The organism is Streptococcus sp. 449_SSPC (assembly GCF_001073005.1).
Taxonomy (GTDB): domain Bacteria; phylum Bacillota; class Bacilli; order Lactobacillales; family Streptococcaceae; genus Streptococcus; species Streptococcus salivarius_F.
In genome coordinates, this window is sequence record NZ_JVGR01000004.1 from 1 (window position 1) to 20,218 (window position 20,218).

Annotated in this window: 21 protein-coding genes; 9 read left to right on the forward strand and 12 right to left on the reverse strand. The window is 40.9% G+C overall.

What is annotated here, in order from left to right; translation table 11 throughout:
• The 6 genes from ADH51_RS00740 to serS all read left to right on the forward strand — a co-directional run.
• Positions 1-220, forward strand: a 220-nt coding sequence (locus ADH51_RS00740; RefSeq protein WP_048673855.1) for a DUF956 family protein, incomplete at its 5' end; no start/stop codon positions are given.
• Between the two features lie 265 nt (positions 221-485).
• Positions 486-1,478 (forward strand): PTS sugar transporter subunit IIB, encoded by a 993-nt coding sequence (locus ADH51_RS00745; protein ID WP_002883770.1) that lies wholly within the window; start codon positions 486-488, stop codon positions 1,476-1,478.
• A gap of 67 nt (positions 1,479-1,545) precedes the next feature.
• Entirely contained in the window at positions 1,546-2,361 is an 816-nt protein-coding gene (locus ADH51_RS00750) for a PTS mannose/fructose/sorbose transporter subunit IIC (RefSeq protein WP_038675304.1), read from the forward strand.
• Positions 2,362-2,375: 14 nt separating this feature from the next.
• The gene (locus tag ADH51_RS00755) at positions 2,376-3,287 is read left to right on the forward strand and encodes a PTS system mannose/fructose/sorbose family transporter subunit IID (protein ID WP_002883717.1); all 912 of its coding nucleotides are present in this window, start codon (positions 2,376-2,378) and stop codon (positions 3,285-3,287) included.
• 78 nt (positions 3,288-3,365) lie between these two features.
• Entirely contained in the window at positions 3,366-3,740 is a 375-nt protein-coding gene (locus ADH51_RS00760) for a DUF956 family protein (protein ID WP_002883765.1), read from the forward strand.
• Positions 3,741-3,949: 209 nt separating this feature from the next.
• The gene (serS, locus tag ADH51_RS00765; protein WP_048673859.1) at positions 3,950-5,227 is read left to right on the forward strand and encodes a serine--tRNA ligase; all 1,278 of its coding nucleotides are present in this window, start codon (positions 3,950-3,952) and stop codon (positions 5,225-5,227) included.
• A gap of 35 nt (positions 5,228-5,262) precedes the next feature.
• On the opposite strand, the gene ADH51_RS00770 is transcribed toward serS, so the two are convergent.
• The 8 genes from ADH51_RS00770 to ADH51_RS00805 all read right to left on the reverse strand — a co-directional run bounded on the left by ADH51_RS00770 (position 5,263) and on the right by ADH51_RS00805 (position 12,958).
• Complete coding sequence (locus ADH51_RS00770) at positions 5,263-5,892, reverse strand: hypothetical protein (RefSeq protein WP_048673861.1); 630 nt, start codon at positions 5,890-5,892, stop codon at positions 5,263-5,265.
• 64 nt (positions 5,893-5,956) lie between these two features.
• Positions 5,957-7,267 carry a ribosome biogenesis GTPase Der gene (der, locus tag ADH51_RS00775; RefSeq protein ID WP_002886596.1) on the reverse strand — a complete coding sequence of 437 codons (1,311 nt, stop codon included), beginning with the start codon at positions 7,265-7,267 and terminating at the stop codon, positions 5,957-5,959.
• Positions 7,268-7,371: 104 nt separating this feature from the next.
• Entirely contained in the window at positions 7,372-8,274 is a 903-nt protein-coding gene (gene dnaI / locus ADH51_RS00780; RefSeq protein WP_002883792.1) for a primosomal protein DnaI, read from the reverse strand.
• 3 nt (positions 8,275-8,277) lie between these two features.
• Positions 8,278-9,453 carry a DnaD domain protein gene (locus ADH51_RS00785; RefSeq protein ID WP_048673863.1) on the reverse strand — a complete coding sequence of 392 codons (1,176 nt, stop codon included), beginning with the start codon at positions 9,451-9,453 and terminating at the stop codon, positions 8,278-8,280.
• Positions 9,450-9,929, reverse strand: coding sequence for a transcriptional regulator NrdR (nrdR, locus tag ADH51_RS00790; protein ID WP_002883820.1), 480 nt, complete (start codon positions 9,927-9,929; stop codon positions 9,450-9,452). The genes ADH51_RS00785 and nrdR overlap by 4 nt, the downstream gene beginning before the upstream one ends.
• A 121-nt stretch (positions 9,930-10,050) precedes the next feature.
• Positions 10,051-11,580: a HAMP domain-containing sensor histidine kinase gene (locus tag ADH51_RS00795; RefSeq protein WP_048673865.1), complete on the reverse strand. Its 1,530-nt coding sequence runs from the start codon at positions 11,578-11,580 to the stop codon at positions 10,051-10,053.
• Positions 11,577-12,266, reverse strand: a complete 690-nt coding sequence (locus ADH51_RS00800) for a response regulator transcription factor (RefSeq protein ID WP_002883757.1) — start codon at positions 12,264-12,266, stop codon at positions 11,577-11,579. The genes ADH51_RS00795 and ADH51_RS00800 overlap by 4 nt, the downstream gene beginning before the upstream one ends.
• 155 nt (positions 12,267-12,421) lie before the next feature.
• On the reverse strand, positions 12,422-12,958 hold the full coding sequence (locus ADH51_RS00805) for a DUF177 domain-containing protein (protein ID WP_002883813.1): 537 nt from the start codon (positions 12,956-12,958) through the stop codon (positions 12,422-12,424).
• A gap of 299 nt (positions 12,959-13,257) precedes the next feature.
• On the opposite strand from ADH51_RS00805, the gene rsmG reads away from it, so the two are divergent.
• From rsmG to ADH51_RS00820, 3 genes are all read left to right on the forward strand, one after another.
• Positions 13,258-13,971: a 16S rRNA (guanine(527)-N(7))-methyltransferase RsmG gene (rsmG, locus tag ADH51_RS00810; protein WP_048673867.1), complete on the forward strand. Its 714-nt coding sequence runs from the start codon at positions 13,258-13,260 to the stop codon at positions 13,969-13,971.
• Positions 13,972-14,039: 68 nt separating this feature from the next.
• Positions 14,040-15,404 carry a TrkH family potassium uptake protein gene (locus tag ADH51_RS00815; RefSeq protein ID WP_082160342.1) on the forward strand — a complete coding sequence of 455 codons (1,365 nt, stop codon included), beginning with the start codon at positions 14,040-14,042 and terminating at the stop codon, positions 15,402-15,404.
• Between the two features lie 39 nt (positions 15,405-15,443).
• Positions 15,444-16,115 carry a potassium channel family protein gene (locus tag ADH51_RS00820; protein WP_014633599.1) on the forward strand — a complete coding sequence of 224 codons (672 nt, stop codon included), beginning with the start codon at positions 15,444-15,446 and terminating at the stop codon, positions 16,113-16,115.
• 89 nt (positions 16,116-16,204) lie between these two features.
• Here the strand turns inward: ADH51_RS00820 and ADH51_RS00825 are convergent, their stop codons facing one another.
• From ADH51_RS00825 to ADH51_RS00840, 4 genes are all read right to left on the reverse strand, one after another.
• Positions 16,205-17,035: an energy-coupling factor transporter transmembrane component T family protein gene (locus tag ADH51_RS00825; RefSeq protein ID WP_002886584.1), complete on the reverse strand. Its 831-nt coding sequence runs from the start codon at positions 17,033-17,035 to the stop codon at positions 16,205-16,207.
• Positions 17,028-18,704, reverse strand: a complete 1,677-nt coding sequence (locus tag ADH51_RS00830) for an ABC transporter ATP-binding protein (protein ID WP_048673870.1) — start codon at positions 18,702-18,704, stop codon at positions 17,028-17,030. Before ADH51_RS00830 ends, ADH51_RS00825 begins: the two co-directional genes overlap by 8 nt.
• A gap of 65 nt (positions 18,705-18,769) precedes the next feature.
• Positions 18,770-19,315: an ECF-type riboflavin transporter substrate-binding protein gene (locus tag ADH51_RS00835; protein WP_002889953.1), complete on the reverse strand. Its 546-nt coding sequence runs from the start codon at positions 19,313-19,315 to the stop codon at positions 18,770-18,772.
• A 9-nt stretch (positions 19,316-19,324) separates the two neighbouring features.
• Positions 19,325-20,173, reverse strand: a complete 849-nt coding sequence (locus ADH51_RS00840; protein ID WP_048673872.1) for an SAM hydrolase/SAM-dependent halogenase family protein — start codon at positions 20,171-20,173, stop codon at positions 19,325-19,327.
• Positions 20,174-20,218: the final 45 nt, after the last annotated feature.

Consider the following 20,218-nt stretch of genomic DNA (forward strand, 5'->3'; position numbering starts at 1 on the left):
GATTGCCGATGTCTACTTCGGTGGTAAATTCATCCCACGCTTTGAAATCCGAACTAAGCAAAATGGACGTTTCCGTTTTGCCAGTCGAAAAAGCCGAATAACTTTGAAAGAAATTCAAAAAAGAATTCCTCGAGAAAGTTTAAGAAAAGCACCTAGCTTTATCGCTGTCCTCAAACAAGGCTTTAAAAATCTTTTCCGACTCATTGTCAAGAAGAAATAATCTCCGAATATTATAAAAAGATTGTCCAATCTAATGGTTGGGCAATCTTTTTATAATGTTTTGCTCATTTTTGAAAGAAATTGACTTGTTTTGAAATTTTATCTCACTAGCTATTGACATTTATGTGAAAGCGTTTTACAATATAATTGTTCTTGATTTCTTATGTTTAAAAAGATTGAGAGACGCTTTTTTTAGCGTCTTGAAAAAAATCGGAGATAGTCTTTTTAAGCCTAGGAAAAAATAATTTATAAGGAGGAGAACACGAATGGGTATCGGTATTATTATTGCCAGCCATGGTAAGTTCGCTGAAGGGATCCACCAATCAGGCTCTATGATTTTTGGAGACCAAGAGAAAGTTCAAGTCGTAACTTTCATGCCAAGTGAAGGTCCTGATGATTTGTACGCTCACTTCAACGACGCCATTGCACAATTCGATGCTGATGATGAAATTCTTGTTTTGGCTGACCTTTGGTCTGGTTCACCATTTAACCAAGCTAGCCGAATTGCTGGAGAAAATCCAGATCGCAAGATTGCTATCATCACAGGACTTAACTTGCCAATGCTAATCCAAGCATACACTGAACGTATGATGGATGCTAACGCTACTGCAGAGCAAGTTGCTGCTAATATCATCAAGGAAGCTAAGGGTGGTATCAAAGCACTTCCAGAGGAGCTTAATCCAGCTGAGGAAACAACAGCAGCTCCTGTAGAAGCCGCTGCACCTCAAGGAGCTATCCCAGAAGGGACAGTTATCGGAGATGGTAAACTCAAGATTAACTTGGCACGTTTGGACACACGTCTCTTGCATGGTCAGGTAGCAACTAACTGGACACCTGCTTCTAAAGCAGACCGTATCATTGTTGCTTCAGACGATGTTGCTAAAGATGAGCTTCGTAAAGAATTGATCAAACAAGCAGCACCAAATGGGGTTAAAGCAAACGTTGTTCCAATTCAAAAATTGATTGATGCTTCTAAAGACCCTCGCTTTGGTAACACACACGCACTTATCTTGTTCGAAACTGTTCAAGATGCACTTCGTGCTATCGAAGGTGGCGTGCCAATCAAAGAACTTAACGTTGGTTCTATGGCTCACTCAACTGGTAAAACAATGGTTAACAACGTTTTGTCTATGGACAAAGACGATGTTGCTTGCTTCGAAAAATTGCGTGACCTTGGTGTCGAATTCGACGTTCGTAAGGTACCAAATGATTCTAAAAAAGACTTGTTTGACCTTATCAAAAAAGCTAACGTTCAATAATCTTCATTCGGAAAAATTAGTTGATTATTTCAGCTAATCACAACTCAATAGAAAAGGAATTATTACCATGTCAGATATGTCAATTATTTCTGCAATTTTGGTCGTAGTTGTTGCCTTCCTTGCTGGTCTTGAAGGTATCCTTGACCAATTCCAATTCCACCAACCACTTGTTGCATGTACCCTCATCGGTGCTGCTACAGGTAACCTCACTGCAGGTATCATGCTTGGTGGTTCTCTTCAAATGATTGCCCTTGCTTGGGCTAATATCGGTGCCGCTGTCGCTCCCGACGCTGCACTTGCCTCTGTTGCCGCTGCCATCATTTTGGTTAAAGGTGGTAACTTCACAACTGAAGGTATCGGTGTTGCGACTGCAACAGCTATCCCACTTGCAGTTGCCGGTCTCTTCCTAACTATGCTTGTTCGTACAGCCTCTGTTGCCCTTGTTCACGCTGCAGATAAAGCAGCAGAAAGCGGAAACATCGCTGGTGTTGAACGTGCACACTATCTTGCCCTTCTTCTTCAAGGGTTGCGTATTGCTGTCCCAGCAGCCCTTCTTCTTGCTATCCCAGCACAATCTGTTCAACATGCCCTTGGTTTGATGCCTGACTGGCTCAACCACGGTATGGTTGTCGGTGGTGGTATGGTCGTAGCCGTTGGTTACGCCATGGTTATCAACATGATGGCAACTCGTGAAGTTTGGCCATTCTTCGCCATCGGTTTTGCTTTCGCAGCTATTAGCCAATTGACACTTATCGCTCTTGGTGCTATCGGTGTCGCTATTGCCTTCATCTACCTCAACCTTTCTAAACAAGGTGGCGGAAATGGTGGCGGAACTTCATCTGGTTCAGGCGACCCAATCGGCGATATCTTGGAAGACTACTAGGAAGGGGTGCTCTCATGGCTGAAAAAATTCAATTATCTCAAGCGGATCGTAAAAAGGTTTGGTGGCGCTCACAATTCTTGCAAGGTTCATGGAACTATGAACGTATGCAAAACTTGGGTTGGGCTTACTCACTCATTCCTGCTATCAAAAAACTCTACACTAACAAAGAAGACCAAGCCGCAGCTCTTAAACGTCACTTGGAATTCTTCAATACCCACCCTTACGTAGCTGCTCCTATCATGGGTGTTACCTTGGCTCTTGAAGAAGAAAAAGCTAACGGTACTGACATCGAAGATGCTGCTATCCAAGGGGTTAAAATCGGTATGATGGGGCCTCTTGCCGGTATCGGTGACCCTGTTTTCTGGTTCACAGTTCGTCCTATCCTTGGTGCCCTTGGTGCATCATTGGCACAAGCTGGTAACATCGCTGGTCCACTTATCTTCTTCATCGGTTGGAACCTTATCCGTATGGCCTTCTTGTGGTACACTCAAGAACTTGGTTACAAAGCAGGTTCAGAAATCACTAAAGACATGTCTGGTGGTATCTTGAAAGATATTACTAAAGGGGCATCAATCCTTGGTATGTTCATCTTGGCTGTCCTTGTTGAACGTTGGGTATCTATCGTCTTCACTGTAAACCTTCCAGGTAAAGTTTTGTCTAAAGGTGCCTATATCGAATGGCCTAAAGGCAATGTTAGCGGTGACCAACTTAAGACTATCCTCGGCCAAGTTAATGACAAACTTAGCTTCGATAAGATTCAAGTGGATACCCTTCAAAAACAATTGGATTCATTGATTCCAGGTTTGATGGGACTTCTCCTTACTTTTGCATGTATGTGGTTGCTTAAGAAGAAAGTTTCACCAATCACAATCATCATCGGACTCTTTGTAGTTGGTATTGTTGCAAGCTTCTTCGGAATCATGTAAAAAGAGTAAGAGTTTAGCAAAGCTGAACTCTTTTCTTATGCTATAATAAAAGTACTACAATCAAAAAGCGAGATAGATATGGCACAATCACTAAACAAAACAGTTGAACTACATACAACAGGCGTTTCCTACATGGCTATAGGGGGGAAAGTCGGTAAATTTCTAATCGGAGATGTGGCTCTTGAATTCTACCCAGATGTCAATGTCGAGCAATACATTCAAATTCCATGGACTAGCATCACTCAAATCGGTGCAAATGTATCAGGAAAGAGAATTAGCCGCCACTTTGAAGTGTTGACAGACAAGAGCAAATTCCTCTTTGCTTCTAAAGATTCTGGGAAGATTCTAAAGATTGCTAGGGAACACCTTGGCAATGAAAAAGTAGTCAAGCTACCAACTCTTATTCAAACTATTGGCGCTCGACTCAAAGGTTTATTTGCCAAAAAATCATAATTTTTGTATAATATAACAGACGGATAAGTACTAGCTAGACCCTTACAGAAAGCCTGCGGTTGCTGCGAGCAGGTAGGGTTGACCTACGAAATTCTACCGTTTCTAATAATTAAAAACATAAACAAGTGCACTCCTGTGAAGTTGGATGGAACCGTGGCCTATGTCACTCCAACACTTTCACTGGAGTGTTTTACTTTTTGGAGGAACTTATGTTAGATGTAAAACGTATTCGTAACGACTTCGATGCCCTTGCCGAAAAATTGGCTACACGTGGTGTCGCTGCTGAAACTTTAAATGAACTCAAAGAGCTTGATGTTAAACGTCGCGAACTTCTTATCAAATCTGAAGAACTCAAAGCTCAACGTAACATTGCTTCAGATGGTATCGCTCAAGCTAAGCGTAACAAAGAAGATGCTTCTGAACAAATCGCAGCAATGCAAAAAGTCTCTGCAGCAATTAAGGAAATTGATGCAGAACTTGCTGCTATCGATGAAAAGCTTAATGCCATCGTTGTGACACTTCCAAACACACCAAATGACTCTGTTCCTGTAGGCGCTGACGAAGATGAAAACGTAGAAGTTCGTCGTTGGGGAACACCTCGTGAATTTGATTTTGAAGTTAAAGCACACTGGGATCTTGGGGAAGACCTTGGTATCCTAGATTGGGAACGTGGTGCTAAAGTCACTGGTTCTCGTTTCCTTTTCTACAAAGGCCTTGGAGCAAAATTAGAACGTGCAATCTACAACTTCATGTTGGATGAGCATGCTAAAGAAGGTTACACTGAGATGATCACACCTTACATGGTTAACCACGACTCAATGTTCGGTACTGGTCAATATCCAAAATTCAAAGAAGATACTTTCGAGCTTGACGGTACTGACTATGTCCTTATCCCAACAGCCGAAGTTCCTTTGACAAACTACTACCGTGGTGAAATCCTTGATGGTAAAGAATTGCCAATCTACTTAACAGCTATGAGCCCTTCATTCCGTTCAGAAGCTGGTTCAGCTGGTCGTGACACACGTGGTTTGATTCGTCTTCACCAATTCCACAAGGTTGAAATGGTCAAATTCTCAAAACCTGAAAACTCTTATGATGAATTGGAAAAAATGGTAGTTAACGCTGAAAACATTCTTCAAAAACTTAACTTGCCATACCGTGTCATCACTTTGTGTACTGGCGATATGGGATTCTCAGCTGCGAAAACTTACGACTTGGAAGTTTGGATTCCAGCACAAAACACTTACCGCGAAATTTCTTCATGTTCAAACACAGAAGATTTCCAAGCCCGTCGTGCACAAATCCGTTACCGCGACGAAGCCGATGGTAAGGTAAAACTTCTTCACACTCTTAACGGTTCAGGACTTGCTGTTGGACGTACAGTAGCTGCTATCCTTGAAAACTACCAAAACGAAGATGGTTCAGTAACTATCCCTGAAGCTCTTCGTCCTTACATGGGTGGTGCTGAAGTGATTGCACCAAAATAAATAAGAGAAATCTCCAGAAAAATCTGGAGATTTTTTTAGTTTTGATTAGCTTCCTCGTAGTATGGTTTCAACTTATAGAATCCATCAGCGAGTTCTTCTACCAACTCTTCCATTGTTTCACTAGGAGTCACAGGGACATCATATTTGACCAACACCTTACGAACACGACCATCTCTAACTGCTTCTTTAAGCATCTGACGATTCTCTTCAGCTCCTTCCACACGATGACTAACACCATTTTCCTGGGCAAAATAGTATAGAGAGGGTGTAATCGGTAAGTCTAGGACCTTATGTTGCTTAGCTAGAGTGGTATCTGATTTTTTCCGTTCGACAAAACTAACCTCAACTGAAATCCCCCATTTTTCAGGCTGACCATAAAGTCGAATCGCCATAGCAACATCGTCTAAACTATCCTCAAGGGCCCTGTAATAGCACCAAAAGTGCGGACGACATATTTGTGCCTGATTGGCCCAATTACTGACACGATCCATCTTAAAGGGTGCCAAACGCTCCTCTAGAAGTTTTGCTAAAGTCTGCATCTCCTTACGAGCTGCTTGACCAAGTGCCTTGAGGTCTTCCATCTCTTCCTTATGTGGACCAGCTTTTTCAGGTTTGATATACTTAACTCCCTGTTTTGACAAATAAGCTTGAACATTTTCTAACATCGTTTTCTCCTTACAATGATAAAAGACCAACCCATAAAGATTCTATTCTGGTTGGTCTCTTTTTTTATTTACGTTTACGAGCAATCAAATGAATTGGTGTTCCCTCAAAACCAAAGGCTTGACGAATTTGATTTTCCAAGAAACGCATGTATGAGAAGTGCATAAGCTCTTCTTCATTGACAAAGATAACAAATGTTGGTGGTTTAACCGAAACTTGTGTGCCGTAGAAAATCTTAAGGCGTTTTCCTTTGTCAGTTGGTGTTGGGTTGATGGCAATGGCATCCATGATAACATCATTCAAAACAGCTGATGAAATACGACGATTTTGACTCTCACTGATGCGTTTAATCATCTCTGGCAACTTGTTAAGACGTTGTTTCGTCTCAGCCGATACAAAGATAATTGGTGCATAGCTCAAGAATTGGAACTGATCACGGATATCTGCTTCCCAGTTAGCAACGGTATGATTGTCTTTCTTAATCGTATCCCATTTGTTAACTACGATGATAATCCCTTTACCAGCTTCATGGGCAAAACCAGCGATACGCTTGTCATACTCACGAATACCTTCTTCGGCATTGATAACCATAAGGACAATATCAGAACGGTCAATGGCACGCATTGAACGCATGACAGAGTATTTTTCTGTATTTTCATAAACCTTACCAGATTTACGCATACCAGCGGTGTCAATCATGGTATACTCTTGACCTTCACTGTCCACAAAGTTTGTATCAATGGCATCGCGAGTCGTACCAGCAATCGGGCTAGCAATCACTCGGTCCTCGCCCAAAATGGCGTTAATCAAGCTTGATTTTCCGACGTTTGGACGTCCAATCAAACTAAAACGAATGATATCTGGATTTTCTTCTTCAACTTCTGTTGGAAGGTTTTCAACGATAGCATCGAGAACATCCCCTGTACCGATACCATGAACAGATGAAACTGGATAAGGATCACCAAGACCTAGAGAATAAAAATCATAGATATCTGCACGCATCTCAGGGTTATCCACTTTATTTACCGCCAAGATAACTGGCTTGTTGGTCTTATAGAGAATACGAGCAACGTACTCGTCCGCATCTGTCACGCCTTCCTTACCTGAAACGACAAAGACAATAACGTCAGCTTCAGTCATGGCAATGTCAGCTTGGTGCTTAATTTGTTCCATAAATGGTGCATCTACATCATCGATACCACCTGTATCAATTAAGCTAAACTGACGGTTAAGCCATTCAGCAGAGGTATAAATACGGTCACGTGTTACCCCTTCAACGTCTTCGACGATAGAGATACGTTCACCCGCAATTCGGTTAAATAGGGTCGATTTCCCAACGTTTGGGCGACCCACGATAGCAACTGTAGGTAATGTCATATGTTTAAGTCCCTGATTAAATAGGGATTCCTTTCTTCAATTAGCAGTCTCACTTCCACCAAAGGAAGCAAACTCTCTTATTCTTTATAATTATTAGGATCACCCTAACGGCGATTAACACCCTTCAAGTGAACCTCTTTGGCTAGAAAACGGATACGCTCCATCACACGTTTGGCCTGCCAAGTCTCATCTCCTTGACGTCCATTGGATAGCTTCGCTTCTAAATCCGCAAAACTATAGTTAGACGTAAAGAAGGTAGGCAGCTCCTCAATCATACGATGCTGGAGGATAACTTGCAAAACGTCATCCCTAATCCAAGAAGAGAATTGTTCTGCACCGATATCATCTAGAACCAAAACTTCCGCCTGTTTGACAGCATCAATTTGTTCCTTGACAGAACCATCCTTGATTCCATTTTTAACATCAATAGTAAATGATGGGTAATGAATAATGGTCGTAGCAACCTTCTTGGTCTCTGAAAGTTCATGAGCCATAGCAGCCAACATGAAGGATTTTCCAACCCCCATGTCTCCATAGATGTAAAGGCCTTTCTGGTCTGGACTAGGGTAATTCGCCACAAAATCCACAAGACTCTCAAAGGTATCAACACGAGCCACATCATCTAGAGCAATGTCCGCAAAGGTAATCTTACGATAAGACTGAGGCAGACTCACCAAATTAATCCGCTTAGCAATAGCCTGCTGTTCTTGTTGCTCTTTGAGCTGACGCGTCTCCTTATAGGTGACATCAGCGTAGCCTTCATTCATGGTCAGAATCGGCTCATACCCTTTGGCAATATACGAGGCATCACCTTCTTTGACCTTACGGCATTCCACCAGGAATTGATTAAACTTAGGAAGACTACGTTTGATTTCATCCTGGCTTAGGCTATGCTCTTGAATAAAGCTAGCCACTCTTGGATCCGCCAAAATTTGCTTCGTTAAATCTGTTGCATTGCCAGACCCATGATGCCCTGTTCGATTTAGGGTTTGTCCAACTCTTTCCATAGGCTACTCCTTTCCTTTTTCTAGTTTTGCCAAAGCTCGACGTCTAATTTCATCCAACTTGGCCTGATCAGCCTGACTGGTTTGATTATCATAATCTGGATTACTCCAGCTCGGCACATTTGTTTTCTTCTTAGAATCAGCTTTTGCTTGCTGTGATTTCTTGTCGTAACCGCTACGCAAGGCTAAAAGTCCCTGTTCAGCAGTGACGATATTCTTAAAGGCAAAATCGTTGGCAAGTTTAGAGATATACTCTCGATTTACATTCGTCGAACGTGTCCGTCCCAAACTGTAGGCAACCATAAGGTTAATGACCTCATCCATAAAGCCTCTTTGTGCCAAATCCGTGAGAATCTGCTTCTCAGAATTAGTCACAGTCCCGCTTGGGCCTTTAGCACTTTGCAAGTAATCTATAGGCTTTTCGGACCTAACCGCTTTAAGAATCTTTTTCTCCGTCTCCGTCAAAGCAGAATCACCACCCAATGTTTGAGCTTTAGCCTGCTCTAATTGCAACTGCATACGCTTGACAATAATCTGGTGGTTCACGGCTGTCTTCTTAGCTAAGAGATAGGTGTCATACCAATTCATGCCATGAGTTTCAGACAATTTATAGATTTCTGGCACATCTGTCTTTTCATCTTTGAATACAAGCCCATCAGCCTGCATACGATTCCTGAAACTGCTTAAATCAAATGAATTTTTGGGCTTGATTTCAGATACAGACTTTTGAGCCAAACGCTCATCGGTAAAGACATCCGAAAAACGTTTAGATAAATCTTGCAACCCTTGTAAACCTACCGGTTTCAAAGCATCTACTGCTGGTTCACTAATCTTTTGCTCGAGAAGTGAACTATAAACGGCATGTTTTAGAAACTGCTCAATTGATAAGGGAGACTTAAGCTCTATAACATAAAACCCTTGGGGTGACTGGTAAAAGGCCAAGAGATCTACTGCTGTCAGAACCGCCAGTGCTTCCTGAAGGGGCTGCATTCCAAAGTTAAGATGGTTCAGAATAGCCGCAAACTTATGGCGGTGATTACCATTGTCATAAAAAGCCACGAAATACTGGTAGAGAGCGTAGCCCTCACCCCCAATAATGGGATAATAGCAACGCATCAAACTTGCCTGATCGGGAACGATAACCTGATTGCCAACATAGACAAATTCTTCAATAGGTCTCATTTTTTAGACTCTTTTTTCGCACGTACAGTTTTGGTGATTTCTTGAAGCAACTCTTCAATCTCATCAACATCTTTGAAAGAACGGTAGACACTGGCAAAACGTACATAAGTAATTTCATCAAGGTCAGCAAGTTCTTTCATCACTAAATTCCCAATGACATCACTATCAACCTCTCCATCATGGTTACGACGAATGTTTTGCTCAATACGGGTGATGGCATTTTCGATATCCTCACTAGAAACCGGACGCTTCTGAGCACTCATCAAGATACCATTGAAAATCTTATCGCGAGAGAATTGTTCACGGGTACCGTCTTTTTTGACAACCAAAAGTGGAACTTCCTCCACACGCTCAAATGTTGTAAAACGAGCATGACAAGAATCACACTCACGACGACGACGAATGGTATTCCCATCCTCTGCCTGACGGCTATCGATAACACTAGATTTATTATGTTGACATTTTGGACAACGCATGCACTTCACCACCAATCTTTGAAATTCGGTACTCTATTTTACCATAAAAACACATAAAAAGCACGCCCTAAACGAGGCGTGCTCATGACCAAGAATCACTTTAAGTCTCTTATAAATTGATTTAAAGCTCAAGCTGAGGTGTCGTCGTTCCTCCATCCGCAAATGGAATGTAAAGGTCGAAACGTGTTCCAACACCAAGTTCAGAACTAACATCGATACGGCAACGATAAGCTTCCACAATTTGGTAAAGGATTGACAAACCAATACCAACACCAGATTGCGTTGTCGTACGATTACGTGCCTTATCTGAACGGTAGAAGCGCTCAAAGATATGCTCAATATCTTCTTTAGAGATCCCTTCACCATTATCTTGCACTTGTACCAACATTTCATCTTCCAGAGCCTTAATTGTAACCTGGATTTCCTTGTTAACAGGAGAGTACTTGACCGCATTATCAATCAAAATCGTAATCGCCTGTTCAAAGTGTTGGCTGTAAATCTGTGCAGGGCGCTCTGAGCTCTCAAAATCATTGAGATAGAATTGGTAATCTTCATGCAAGACACGGAAGTTACCAATAACCGTACGGATTGAAGAATTCAAATCACAAGTATCGTTTCTATGATTTTCAAATGATCCTTTGACACGGATTGAATCCAACATATCATTAATCATAATCGTCATACGGTTGGCCTCGTGACTGGCAGCCTCAAGACTCTCCTCGAGAATCTCAGGGTCATTTTTACCCCAACGTTGCAAGAGATCCATATGCCCCTTGATAACCGCAATCGGCGTACGCAATTCATGACTGACGTCACTCAAGAAACGCATCTGCATCTGATTATTTTCTTGGATTTTATCCATCATACGGTTAAAGTTAACCGCCAAATCACCAATTTCATCGTGACTTTCAATCTTAGAACGAAGTTCCAAATCACTTGGCGAATCGGTGATAACTCCCATCGTTTCGTGCAACTGTCTCATCGGACGAAGAATAGATGTCAAGACAACTACAGTTGCTGCGATAACTAGGACCGTCATCCCCACTTCTAGGAAAATCAATAAGAAAATCAAACGCTCTTTAAGAGCATAGTAGAATTCCAAATCATGGAAAATTTGGGCATAACCAACGATAGTCTTTTTATCCTTACCGTAGATTGGAACTTGCAGCAAGAAACCACGCTTCCCTTTATAGGAAACTGACTTCAGTTTGTTTACCTCGGACATACCTGGAGGCGAGTCTGTGTTCTCCTCAGAAGTAAAGATAAACGTTCCCTTTTTGTCATAAACAAAAACAGATTGGTTAGAATATAATTTATTAGAAATCGCAACTTGACCATCCAAAGAGTGCTTTTCGGAAAGCACACCATTAATGATCGATGCATAGATATTTTTCGGCGAATAAAGGGCCGCTAAAAGCGGTTCTGGACTCAACTCCTCGTCGGAGTCCCAGTCCTTTTCGATATAAGTAACAACTTTTGAGATTGTAGTGTTTACATTTTGACGTTCACGTTGCAAAAGTAGCGTATTGGCTGAGAAAACAACAACCAGAGTGAACATCGACAATACAAGAAAGAAGACCACAGCAGTTGTCATGGTCAACTTTTTTCTAATGGTTACTTTACCAAATAATTTATCTTGTAATTTACTCATTTTTCACGGATAACGTAACCCATTCCTCGTACTGTTTGAATATATGATTCCTTACCTGGAACATCGATTTTTCCACGCAAGTAACGAATATAAACATCTACCACGTTTGTTTCGATGGCGTCATCATATTTCCAAACTTGAAGCAAGAGTTCCTCACGGGTCATCACTTGGTTCATATTGCTCAAAAGTGTGTTCAACAAATCAAACTCACGTTTTGTCAATGGAATTGCTTCATCACCACGAACAACTGTACGGTTTTGAACATCCAATTTCAAATCACGATAAGTTGATGCTTTTGCTGGTGCATTCTTAGCAGCTTCGATATCTTGGCGACGGAAGGTTGCACGGATACGTGCCAACAATTCTTCAATCGCAAATGGTTTTACAATATAGTCATCAGCACCGCGGTCCAAACCAGCAACAATGTCCATGATTGAATCGCGAGCTGTCATCATCATAATATAAGTATCTTTTTCTTGTTGGAGACGACGTGTTACTTCAAAACCGTCCATCTCAGGCAACATAAGGTCCAAGAGAATAAGATCGAAATCTTTCTCGAGTGCCATTTCAAGTCCTTCGCGTCCGTTGTCTGCTGTCACAACGTCGTATCCTTCGTGTTGAAGTTCAAGAGAGACAAAACGAGCAAGGTTTTTCTCATCTTCAACAATCAAAATGCGTTTGCTCATAATAAGTATTTACCACTTTCTTAAAATTTTTTGACTTCCATTTCCCTTAAAAAGTCTGTAGATTTACCCAATGAATAAATCCGAAAATTAACTTCTAATGATATAATAATATAGATTTTTAAAATTGTCAAACATTTTTAGTTTGTTTTTTTGAATTAATTTTCGTCAAATAGACCGTTCAATTGGGCAAAGGGATTACTTGCCTCTTTTTTCTCCTGTTGAAGTGCGGCAAAGTCCTCTTCTGACAAGACTTCCCAGTCATTCCCAGAGAGCGAAATTTGTCCTGATTCTTCCTCAGGTGTTAATACTCTCAAAGGAATATTAAGAAGAATATTATCTAGAATACTCTCATCAAGATTAATGGTATCCCCATCCAAGATAAGAACTAGATTTTCTTCGACTAATTCTTTTTGAAGAGCAGCATCTGCCTCTTGTATAAAGGTTTCTGAAACCGGATAGTTAAAACTAAGGGTCACAGGTTCAAGTGAACGGCTAGATGGCAAGGTAATATCATAGCTGAGTTGATAATCCAAAAGGTACAAACCATTGTCATAGGCTACCTGCCCACTTGCTTGAATCTGTTCAAGATTTAAAACTTGATCATAGCGTTCTTTAATAGACTCCAACAAAGAAGGTGCTTCGTTAAAGGCGAGCCCTTCTGGAGACTTTCTAACTTCTGAAAGGTAAATCATTTTTAATCCTCAAATTAATTTCCCCATAGGGATCTATTTTCAAATCCACAAGACCACAATCCCCTACATTCACTTTTCATTAGAGAGCATGATTATGATTTTAGACTTAATTAGTATTATATCAAATTTTTAAGAAAAAATAACACCTTTAATATTACATATTTCTTAAACTTAGAACTTTTTTCACAGCTAATGAGAAACTTACTCAGACCAAGTTTCCATCTGTTTTATAGCGTTAGATGAAAGCTCTTAATTATGGTAAAATAAGAGCATTGAAACTAGATAAAAAGGAATATAAAATGACACCTGAAGATTTTTACAAGGCTCTGAAAGAACTGGGGTTCGATCTCAGCCAAAAACAAAAAGACCAATTCCAACGCTACTTTGAGCTCTTGGTAGAATGGAACGAAAAGATCAATCTTACTGCAATCACAGAAAGAGACGAGGTCTACCTCAAACATTTCTACGATTCCCTAGCTCCTGTTCTCCAAGGACATATTAAAAATCAAAGTATTCGACTTCTGGATATCGGAGCTGGAGCTGGATTTCCAAGTCTCCCTATGAAAATCCTTTGCCCTGAGCTTGATGTGACTATCATCGACTCTCTTAATAAACGCATCAATTTCCTCAATCTCTTGGCTGATGAACTTGAGCTCAGCGGTGTTCACTTCTATCATGGACGTGCAGAGGATTTTGGACAAGACAAGGCCTTCCGTGCTCAGTTTGATATTGTTACTGCCCGTGCCGTTGCACGCATGCAGGTTCTCTCAGAATTGACTATTCCTTTCTTGAAGGTTGGTGGACAACTTATTGCACTTAAAGCTGCAGCAGCTGATGAAGAGTTAGCCGATGCTAAAAATGCCTTGAACTCGCTTTTTGCCAAGCCTATTCTCAACGAGAACTACAGACTGCCAAATGGGGATGGACGTAATGTCACTATTGTCGATAAGAAAAAAGAAACCCCTAATAAGTACCCACGTCGTGCTGGAATTCCTAACAAGAAGCCGCTATAACGTTTATCCAAGGAGGTGTCTTACTCCTTGGATTATTATTTACTCTTATGATAACTCGGAGGTTTTCATTGATCAATCGTCTTTCTGTCACGCAAAAGCTGGTGCTCAGCTTTGTCTTTGTCATTATAGTGGGGAGTATTTTACTTAGCCTTCCCATAAGCCACTATGCTAATAGTCCAGAAACAAGCTACCTGGATCATCTCTTCAATACTGTGTCAATGGTCTGTGTAACTGGACTTTCTGTTGTCCCGGTCAGTAAGGCTTACAATGGTCTCGGTCAAATTTTCTCTATGCTTCTCATGCAGACGGGAGGACTTGGGCTCGTCTCTCTTATAGCCTTTAGCACCTATACCCTTAAAAATAAATTAGGACTGAGCGATCAAGATCTCCTTCAATCCGCACTTAGTAGGGATAACCAAAAAGATTTGAAGGCCTATCTTTTTAAGGTCTATAAAATAACTTTTTCTATTGAAGCTTTAGCAGCACTCGTGATTATGACTGACTTCATTCCTCGTTTTGGACTTGGTCATGGCATCTTTAATAGTCTCTTTCTAGCTGTCTCTGCCTTTTGTAATGCTGGATTTGATAACTTAGGTTCTAACAGTTTACAAGATTATGCAACCAATCCAACCATTAACCTTGCTGTAGCTTTTCTCATCATGTCTGGAAGCTTGGGATTTGCAGTTTGGATTGATTTGATTCAACTAATAAGACGTTATATTAAAGATCGTCCAAGGAATTGGAAATTAGCTTGGAGACCTTTCAGTAATCAAAGCCGTCTTGTGCTTATAAGCACAGGTTGTCTCCTATTAGGAGGAACACTACTTGCTTGGTTACTGGAAATGGATAACTCTAAGACAATCGGTACTCTCAATGTCTGGCAACAACTTCTGGTAAGTTTCTTTCAGACTGTAACCATGCGTACCGCTGGCTTTGCAACTATTTCCTATACCAATGCAGATTTCTCCACAAATCTTCTTTTTATGATTCAAATGATTATTGGGGGTGGTCCTGGAGGAACTGCGGGTGGTATCAAGGTGACAACTGCCTCTATCATGTTCCTACTTTTTAAGTCAGAGCTATCTGGTAACTCGAGCGTGGTTTTTCGAAACCGTATTATATCTAACAAAACCATTTTGCAAGCATTCACAGTTATACTCTTTTTCCTAACGATGCTCTTTGTCGGCTATGTTATTTTGCTGGAAACTAATCCTACTCTCTCACCACTAGGCCTACTTTTTGAGAGTGTGTCAGCCATTGCTACAGTTGGTGTTTCAATGGATTTGACCCCTAATCTAAATACCCTAGGACGCCTCGTTATCATGGCTCTGATGTTCATTGGCCGTGTCGGACCTATCACTGTTCTCTTGAGCTTGATGACCAAAAAAGAAAAACATATCTCTTATGCCCCAACTGACATTTCAGTCGGCTAAACTATTTTATTAAATGACAATATTCTGAAAGGATTGTATATGAAAACACAAATTATTGGGGTCCTCGGTCTGGGAATCTTTGGACAAACTATTGCAACCGAACTCTCTTCTTTTGGACAAGATGTTATTGCCTTAGATAATAATGCTACAACAATTGATTCCCTTGCTGATCAGGTGACTAAGGCTGCTGTTGGCGACATTACTGACATTGAATTTCTACGTTCTGCTGGTATCGATACTTGCGACTCAGTCATTATTGCAACTGGAGAACACCTAGAATCGTCTGCGCTAGCGCTCTTGCAGTGCAAAAAACTTGGTATAAAGAATATTATTGCCAAAGCTACGAATAACAATTATGAGGAAGTCCTTTACGGAATGGGTGCTAACTGGGTCATCACCCCTGAACGTAGCACAGCTAAAGAATTGGCTTCAAATATCCTCCGCTATAACATATCAAATGTTTTTCATTTAGAGGATGACGTAGCTTTAATTGAACTTAAAATTCCTAGTGAATGGGCTGGAAAGTCCTTGCATACTTTAAATCTAAGACAAAATTATAACGTCAATGTTATTGGTTTTAGAGATGAGAAAAGTGGCAAGTTAAACACCCACTTTGACCCAAGTAAGAAACTACCTGATGAAGGGATCATACTAGTTGTCGCTGACAATCGAACACTAGAAAAATTTGATTATTTAGGATATTTAAAATAACAAAAAACGTTCCAATCTCGTTCATCTAGACAAGACTGGAACGTTTTTAGTTGTGCTTAATAGCATACTTTTACTAAAAGCCAAGAATATCATCCCCATGGATTGTAAAAACGACCATGATTGAGGAAGATTAAGCCTATACTAATCCCCAATAAAAGAATAGCTGACACGATGACAAGGTAATCTTGTTTCATCAAAGATTTATGCACATACCAGGTACGTTTTTTATAGCGACCAAATCGACGTAGCTCCATAGCTGTCGATATGGTATCAATTCGTTCGAGAGATGAAAAAATTAGTGGAAGAACAATTTGGAGATTCCCGCGAATGCGTTTGACCAATCCCGCCTTTTGCGACAAATCCAAACCACGAGCCTCCTGAGCCTTACGAATCGTAAAGAATTCTTCTTGGACATCTGGAATATAACGCAAGGTTAAACTAACGGAATAGGCAAATTTATAAGGAATCCCAATCTGATTAAGACTAGCCGCAAACTGACTTGGATGGGTAGTCATGAGAAATAGGATGGCAAGAGGAACCGTTGAAAAATATTTAAGCAATAGATTTGCAAGGTAAAAAAGCTCCTGACTGGTCAGATAGAAACGTCCCCAGCCTTCAATAAGAACTGTCTTTGCCCCGTAAATTTCTTCACCATAACCAGGTGCGAAAAGGTAGACCATAAGTAAATTAAAGAGGGCAATGGATCCAATAATCTTAACAACAAAAGAAATATCTCGCCAACGAATCTTAGCCAAATAAAAGAGATAAATGGAAAGTAAGCCTACTGCTAGGATAAAGCGGGGGTCATAGGTTGCCATACAGGCAACTGAAACCAAGATAAAGAAAAGCATCTTACTTGCCCCAGACAAATCATAGAGGAAACCTTGACCTGACTGATAACCAATTAAACGATTAGACATTAGGGCCTCCTTTTTCGATATAATACTGGGTTACTTCTACTGGATCACTTGACAATTTCTGACCCAAAGTATAAAGAGAGGTCTGTTTGAGATTAGCTGACTCAAGTAAATCCTTCTGATTAAGAATTGTAACAGGCTTGTCGTCTGCAATGATTTTACCTTCAACTACAACGAGACAACGATCGCTATATTCCAACATGAGCTGCATGTCATGGGTAATCATCACAATCGTATGACCTTGCTTCTGAAGACTGTCCAAGAAATTCATGATATCTGTGTAAGTCTTGTAATCTTGACCAGCCGTTGGCTCGTCCAAGATAATGATTTCAGGTTTCAAAACCAAGATAGATGCAATGGTCACGCGCTTTTTCTGACCAAAGGAAAGCGCAGAAATGGGCCAGTTACGAAAACTATAGAGACCACAAGTCTTCAAGACCTCATGAACACGCTCTTCAACCTCAGCCTCTTCAATCCCTCGCAAACGCAAACCAAGAGCCACCTCATCAAAAATCATAGTTTGGCTAATCATCTGATTTGGGTTTTGCAAAACAAAGCCTATACGTTCTGAACGCTCGGCAATGCTATCCTGACTAATATCCTGACCCTTGTAAGTTAATTTCCCTTGACTAGGGACAAAACCGCATAGAGCCTTGGCAAGCGTCGACTTCCCAGCCCCATTTTTACCGACAATCGCTAGTCGCTCACCCTTTTTCAAGCTAAAGGACAGATCCTCTATGATTGCTGGATTATCTCCATAGGAAACACTAAGCCCCTCAACCTTCAAAATAGAGTCACTCAAACTGTCTCTTTTATCCTTCAAAATTCTGTCTGGCAGAGCAAGGTCAGATAAGTCTAAAGCATCCAATTGACTAAGATTTTGTGCACTCCTTGTGTCAAATCCCAACTGACGTAAAACCGTCACATATAGAGGTTCGCGAATCCCATTTTCTAGCAAGAGCGTACTCGATAAAAGCTCATCTGGTCTACCATTAAAGATGAGCTCTCCTTCATTGACCAGTAAAATGCGGTCAACGGGACGATAAAGAACATCTTCTAGGCGATGTTCAATAATAATCGTCGTAGCTCCCACCTCCTTGTGGATCTTATCAATGAGATCAATGGTTTCCTGTCCTGATTTAGGATCTAAATTTGCCAGAGGCTCATCAAATAAAAGAATAGGACTCTCATCAATCAAGACTCCAGCCAAACTAACTCGTTGTTTTTGGCCACCTGATAAGTCTTGAGGGCGGTGATTCAAAAGAGAAGTCAAGTCTAGACGTTCAGCCCAGAGAGCTACCTTATCCTTCATCTCACTTTGATTAGCACAATCATTTTCCAAGGCAAAAGCCAAATCCTCGGCTACTGTTAAGCCAATAAACTGACCATCTGGATCTTGCAATACCGTAGATACTAACTGTGACTTATCATAGATAGATTGCTTGAAAATATTCTGTCCAGCTATCCTTACCTGGCCTTGTGCCTGGCCTTTATGGATATTAGGTATGATACCATTGAGACACTGAGCCAGGGTCGACTTTCCGCTACCAGAAGGGCCTAAAATGAGCACTTTCTCGCCTTTGACAATATCAAAGCTGATATCTTTAAGCGTCGCTTCTGCTTGCGCATCATATTGAAATGTAAACTGATTAAAACTAATGTATTTATCCATGTTTCTACTAAAAAAGAGAGGAGGTATCAAAGCAAACTGACAGTCCCACTCTCCTATGATTCATGCTAGTCTTTGGTAAGACTACCAGATTGTGTACGTGAGCCAGCATAGATTGCAAGAAGGAGGGTTCCTCCGATTGCAATTGTAATAAAGTTAGCTACGCCAGCTACAAAACTTTGTGCATAAAGATATGACCAGGCTTGTGCGAATTGGAGTCTATCACCAATAGGGGTAACGATACCATAGGCAATAAGGAGGGCCAATGCTTGTGCTAGGTTAAACCAAATCATACTCATCAAAGAAAACTTGCCAGTTGTCACATCATATTTTTTGTTGAATAGACCAATTACAAGACCTGTAATGGCACTTGCAAACACCCAAGCCCATGAGATATTTCCGTATTGAATACCATCTTTAAGCGCATGCCCAATAAAGCCCATAAAGAAACCTGTAATAGGCCCAAAAATCACTGAGAATAGGGCTTGAACAGCATACTGAAGTTGGATGCTGGTATTCCCAAAAATAGGAATATTAACAAACATACCAATGATAATAAAGAGTGCTGCACCAATACCTGTCGCAACTACTGTACGAATTGAATTATTTTTCATAATCTTACTTTAATCTCCTAAACGTTTGATTTCAATGTGCCAGTTAGACCCCACACCAACATTATAGGCCTTGGCAAAAGACCCCTGGTTTATGGCTAAGCCAACACGATAGAGGGAATTGATATAAATAATTGGCTGACCGATACGAACATCCGCAAAAGATTTCCCATAGGTAACTTGATTTTGGTAAACCAACATATCATTATTAAAGATGGTCACTTCGAATCGATCACCAAAGTTTGGTTCCAAGGCATAAAAGTCATCACGTGTGATAGAGGTCCAAAGAGAGCCGAAACGGACGTCCAAAATGTCAATTGCACCACGAACCAAATTATCCTCTATGATGGTTTCAACCACTGGAAGCTCTAGAATTTTGTCCACAGGTAACTCAGGACCTACTTCTCCAAAACCGATATGACCAGAAGCTAATTTGGCACCTGTATAGGCATAAACATCACGACCATGGAAGGTATAAGATAGCTCCGTATTACTACGACGATTCTCAACCTCGGAAATCTCACGAACAGCCTCGATACCAACAACCTTCTTGATATAAGAAAGTGTCCCGTTATCTGGTGTGACGATATATTGCCCCGTCTTTGTTAAGGCAACCACACTTTTACGTGAGGAACCTACACCCGGATCAACTACCGAAACAAAGGTTGTCCCCTCAGGCCAGTATTCAACGGTCTGAAACAGACGATAGGAAGCCTCAAAAGTGTTGTAGGGAGTAATATCATGTGTCAGGTGATGAACTCCCAAACTAGGTTCTTCCTGAAGGGCCACACCAATCATAGCCGAAACAGCACCGTCAACCAAACCAAAGTCTGATTGAAGCACCAATAAATTATTAGTCATAAATGTTTTACCTTTTCTCTTTGAACGGTTTATTTTACCATATTT

Excerpts from the sequence above, each read along its gene's own strand:
- ADH51_RS00840 (WP_048673872.1), bottom strand. The coding sequence starts at position 20,173 with ATGACTAATAATTTATTGGTGCTTCAATCAGACTTTGGTTTGGTTGAC.
- ADH51_RS00820 (WP_014633599.1), top strand. The coding sequence starts at position 15,444 with ATGAAAACACAAATTATTGGGGTCCTCGGTCTGGGAATCTTTGGACAA.
- ADH51_RS00755 (WP_002883717.1), top strand. The coding sequence starts at position 2,376 with ATGGCTGAAAAAATTCAATTATCTCAAGCGGATCGTAAAAAGGTTTGG.
- ADH51_RS00795 (WP_048673865.1), bottom strand. The coding sequence starts at position 11,580 with ATGAGTAAATTACAAGATAAATTATTTGGTAAAGTAACCATTAGAAAA.
- ADH51_RS00750 (WP_038675304.1), top strand. The coding sequence starts at position 1,546 with ATGTCAGATATGTCAATTATTTCTGCAATTTTGGTCGTAGTTGTTGCC.
- ADH51_RS00805 (WP_002883813.1), bottom strand. The coding sequence starts at position 12,958 with ATGATTTACCTTTCAGAAGTTAGAAAGTCTCCAGAAGGGCTCGCCTTT.
- nrdR (WP_002883820.1), bottom strand. The coding sequence starts at position 9,929 with ATGCGTTGTCCAAAATGTCAACATAATAAATCTAGTGTTATCGATAGC.
- serS (WP_048673859.1), top strand. The coding sequence starts at position 3,950 with ATGTTAGATGTAAAACGTATTCGTAACGACTTCGATGCCCTTGCCGAA.
- dnaI (WP_002883792.1), bottom strand. The coding sequence starts at position 8,274 with ATGGAAAGAGTTGGACAAACCCTAAATCGAACAGGGCATCATGGGTCT.
- ADH51_RS00830 (WP_048673870.1), bottom strand. The coding sequence starts at position 18,704 with ATGGATAAATACATTAGTTTTAATCAGTTTACATTTCAATATGATGCG.
- rsmG (WP_048673867.1), top strand. The coding sequence starts at position 13,258 with ATGACACCTGAAGATTTTTACAAGGCTCTGAAAGAACTGGGGTTCGAT.
- ADH51_RS00785 (WP_048673863.1), bottom strand. The coding sequence starts at position 9,453 with ATGAGACCTATTGAAGAATTTGTCTATGTTGGCAATCAGGTTATCGTT.
- ADH51_RS00825 (WP_002886584.1), bottom strand. The coding sequence starts at position 17,035 with ATGTCTAATCGTTTAATTGGTTATCAGTCAGGTCAAGGTTTCCTCTAT.
- ADH51_RS00770 (WP_048673861.1), bottom strand. The coding sequence starts at position 5,892 with ATGTTAGAAAATGTTCAAGCTTATTTGTCAAAACAGGGAGTTAAGTAT.
- ADH51_RS00835 (WP_002889953.1), bottom strand. The coding sequence starts at position 19,315 with ATGAAAAATAATTCAATTCGTACAGTAGTTGCGACAGGTATTGGTGCA.
- ADH51_RS00760 (WP_002883765.1), top strand. The coding sequence starts at position 3,366 with ATGGCACAATCACTAAACAAAACAGTTGAACTACATACAACAGGCGTT.
- ADH51_RS00745 (WP_002883770.1), top strand. The coding sequence starts at position 486 with ATGGGTATCGGTATTATTATTGCCAGCCATGGTAAGTTCGCTGAAGGG.
- ADH51_RS00800 (WP_002883757.1), bottom strand. The coding sequence starts at position 12,266 with ATGAGCAAACGCATTTTGATTGTTGAAGATGAGAAAAACCTTGCTCGT.
- der (WP_002886596.1), bottom strand. The coding sequence starts at position 7,267 with ATGACATTACCTACAGTTGCTATCGTGGGTCGCCCAAACGTTGGGAAA.